The sequence below is a fragment of the Paenibacillus sp. MAH-35 genome, assembly GCF_058135425.1.
The window spans coordinates 1-2,174 of the sequence record NZ_JBYUPU010000090.1; the positions used below are offsets into that span (position 1 = coordinate 1).

A 2,174-nucleotide genomic window follows, 5' to 3' on the forward strand; every position below is an offset into this window, starting at 1 on the left:
GTAAGCGTCAAACTGTCCCCACCTTCAAACGGATTGAATCCCATGAGAAAATGAGGTAACCGAGAACGCAAGGAGGTTGCCCCATTTGGCAAATGAACATCTTCGACAGCAATGGGTCACACGCATCGCCGAGTACCGGGCCAGCAGCTTGACCCTGAAAGCTTGGTGCGCGGCCCACGACTGTACGGTTGACCAAATGAAATACTGGCTCTACAAATCCAACGACATGCTTTGTACCGCTGGCCGTAGCCGAGCAGGAAAACGCGCGCCGCTTGTCCTTCGCGTCGGTCCGGCACAGATTGAACTTTACGCCGGCTTCGATCCCCGGTTGCTTCGCGAAGTCGTGCACGCGCTGGCGGAGGTGGTGCCGTGCTGACGCTCCCGAACCCCCAGCACGTCTATTTGGCCTGCGGACCCACGGATTTGCGCAAATCCATCGACGCCCTCGCCGCTCTCGTGCAGGAGGGCTTCGGCTGGGATCCGTTCGCGCCCAGCCTCTTTGTGTTTTGTAATCGCCAGCGTGACAAGCTCAAGATGCTGCTCTGGGATCATAACGGCTTCTGGCTGTTGTACCGGCGGCTGGAGCGCGGTACGTTTCAGTGGCCGACTGGCGGCGAAGGAACGGTCACCGTTTCCAGCCGCGAGTTGCGCTGGCTGCTGGACGGCCTGGCGCTGAAGCAGCGCAAGGCACATCCGCCGGTTCGGGCCGAGGCCGTCATTTAGTCGAATTTGTTTTCGGTGTTTCGCCTCATTTCCCGGCAGGAACTTTCTCAAGAGATGTCGAACCCTGTGAATATGGAAAAACGAACGAACCTCCCCACGACAACCGAAGACCAACTGTCCAAGCTGACACATGAAAACGCGGAGTTGAAGGCGAAGCTGCGCTGGTATGAGGAACAATTCCGGCTGGCGCAGCGCCGGCGTTTCGCCTCCTCCAGCGAACAGACGCCTCCGGACCAACTGCTGCTGTTGGTTGTGGAACATGTTCGCTACGTCTACGGTTGCCGTCACTGCGAGCGGGATGGCGTCGAGACACCGATCGTCACGGCGCCGATGCCCCGTCCCGTCCAGCCGGGAAGTCTCGCCTCGCCTTCCAGCGTGGCGTACATCATGAGCCAGAAATACGCGGAGGGCATGCCGCTGTATCGTCAAGAACAGCAGTGGGCCCGTTTTGGGGTCGAACTGTCCCGGCAGACGATGGCCAACTGGATGCTTCACGGCGCCCAGTGGCTCACCCACGTGTACGAGCAGATGAAGGCACACCTGCTGCGGCAGGACATTGCCTACGCCGACGAAACGACGCTGCAGGTGCTTCGGGAGCCCGGACGGACGGCGGAGCAGAAATCGTACCTGTGGCTATACCGAACCGGACCGTGGAGCCCGGCGATCGTCCTGTACGAGTACCGGCCGACGCGGGCGGGCGAGCATCCGAAGCGCTTTCTGGGGGGCTTTACGGGTTACCTGCATACGGACGGATACGACAGCTACGACCAAGTTGCCGGTGTGACGCGGGTGGGCTGTTGGGCGCACGCCCGGCGCAAGTTTTTTGATGCCATTGCGGCGCTGCCGAAGAACGTCCCGGCCGCGAGCACGGTGGCGCAGCAGGGGCTGGACTTCTGCAACCACCTCTACGCGATCGAGCGACAGGCCGAGGGGCAGCCGCCGGAAAAGCGCTTCGCCATCCGTCAGGAGCAAAGCCGTCCTGTGCTGGATGCTTGTTTGGCGTGGCTTCAGGAACAACAAGGCCGGGTGTTACCCAAAAGTCTGACCGGAGCGGTCATTACCTACTGCCTGAACCAATGGGAGCGACTGAACGCTTATCTCTTGGACGGACGGCTGGAGATCGACAACAACCGAAGCGAGCGCGCCATCAAGCCGTTCGTGATTGGCCGGAAGAATTGGCTGTTCGCCAACACGCCGCGAGGCACTCAGGCGAGCGCGACGATCTACAGCCTCGTGGAGACGGCCAAAGAGAATCGGTTGCATCCGTTTTACTATCTGACCTATCTGTTGGAGAAGCTGCCTCAGTTACCTGATCTAAAAGATGAAAAGGCACTGGATGCTCTGCTTCCCTGGTCTTCCTCGCTTCCCTTGACTTGCCGTGTGTTTACCACTACAAAATAGCTTATCCGAGTCCCCATCTGCTGGCCAGGTGGGGACTATTTTACGCTTAC

3 protein-coding genes are annotated in these 2,174 nt (G+C 59.7%); all 3 read left to right on the forward strand.

Features of this window, described 5'->3' with window-relative positions:
• Positions 1–85: 85 nt before the first annotated feature.
• The 3 genes from tnpA to tnpC all read left to right on the forward strand — a co-directional run bounded on the left by tnpA (position 86) and on the right by tnpC (position 2,124).
• Complete coding sequence (gene tnpA, locus AC3Y2E_RS34510; RefSeq protein WP_379217959.1) at positions 86–376, forward strand: IS66 family insertion sequence element accessory protein TnpA; 291 nt, start codon at positions 86–88, stop codon at positions 374–376.
• Positions 370–723: an IS66 family insertion sequence element accessory protein TnpB gene (gene tnpB / locus AC3Y2E_RS34515; protein ID WP_379217961.1), complete on the forward strand. Its 354-nt coding sequence runs from the start codon at positions 370–372 to the stop codon at positions 721–723. Before tnpA ends, tnpB begins: the two co-directional genes overlap by 7 nt.
• Before the next feature lie 66 nt (positions 724–789).
• A complete protein-coding gene (tnpC, locus tag AC3Y2E_RS34520) occupies positions 790–2,124 on the forward strand; it encodes an IS66 family transposase (protein WP_379217963.1) in 1,335 nt (444 codons plus the stop codon).
• The last annotated feature ends 50 nt before the right edge of the window (positions 2,125–2,174 follow it).